Annotated in this window: 1 protein-coding gene; it reads left to right on the top strand. The window is 61.9% G+C overall.

Features of this window, described 5'->3' with window-relative positions; genetic code table 11:
• Positions 1 to 1,266: Ig-like domain-containing protein (locus tag V8J84_RS16795; protein ID WP_339933323.1), on the top strand; the 1,266-nt coding region annotated here is incomplete at both ends.

The raw sequence follows: 1,266 nt of genomic DNA, 5'->3' as shown, positions 1-1,266 counted from the left end.
GTCACCTACACCATCGTCGACGACAACGGCCTCACAGACACCACAACCGTCACCGTCACAGTGACCGGCACAAACGACGGCCCCGTGGCTGTCGCCGATACCGGCACGACGGATGAGGATACGCCAGTTGTTCTGGACAACGTCTTGGGCAACGACACCGATCCGGACGGCGATACGCTGACCGTGGCCGAAGTGGACGGCGATCCGGCCAATGTGGGCACGCCCACAGACGGCTCTGACGGCGGTTCCTTCACCATCAACCCGGACGGCACCGCGTCGTTTGATCCTGATGGCGACTTTGAAGAGCTGGCACCGGGTGAAGAGGCCACAACCTCGATCACCTACACTGTCACCGATCCCGATGGCGCAGAGAGCACGACCACCGTCACTGTCACAGTGACCGGTGTGAACGACGCACCAAACGCGGTCGACAGCAGCTATACTGTTGGTCAGGACGAGGCCGCAGGCGACGAAGACGCCAATGCGATCACCGATGACACCGGCGAGGGCGTGGACTCTGATCCAGAGGACGATCCGCTGACCGTGGTGGCCGTGGATGGCGACGCTGCAAACGTGGGCAACGTGGTTGCCGGCGACAACGGCGGTCTGTTCACGATCAATGCCGACGGCACCGTGGACTTTGATGCCAATGGCGAGTTTGACGATCTGGGCGAGGGCGAAGACGCCACGACCACCGTCAGCTACACCATCGCGGACCCCGACGGTCTGGAAAGCACCGCAAACGTCACCTTCACTGTGACCGGCACCAACGACGGCCCTGTGGCTGTGGCTGATCCGTTCGAAGTGAACGAGGATGATGCGCCTGCCGATCTGGGCAATGTGCTGGACAACGACACCGATCCGGACGGCGATCCGCTGACGGTCTCCGAGGTCAATGGCGATCCGGCGAACGTCGGCCAGCCTGTCGACGGCTCTGACGGTGGTCTGGTCACGATCAACCCCGATGGCACGATCAGCTTTGATCCCAACGGCGACTTCGAGGATCTGGACGAGGACGAGGAGGCGACAACAACCGTCACCTACACCGTCACCGATCCCGATGGCTCGGAGAGCACCACAACTGTCACGATCACCGTGACCGGCACCAACGACGCACCTGTCGCTGTAATGGACGAAGACACGACCGATCAGGACACGGCGATTGTGTTGGATAACGTGCTGGGCAATGACGAGGACCCTGAGGATGATCCTCTGACGGTCTCCGAAGTTGACGGCGATCCGGCCAATGTGGGCCAGCCTGTGGAC

Source organism: Yoonia sp. 208BN28-4, assembly GCF_037543925.1.
Lineage (GTDB): Bacteria > Pseudomonadota > Alphaproteobacteria > Rhodobacterales > Rhodobacteraceae > Yoonia.
The sequence above is the reverse complement of the archived record's forward strand: the minus strand, read 5'-3'. Positions and strand labels throughout refer to the sequence as shown.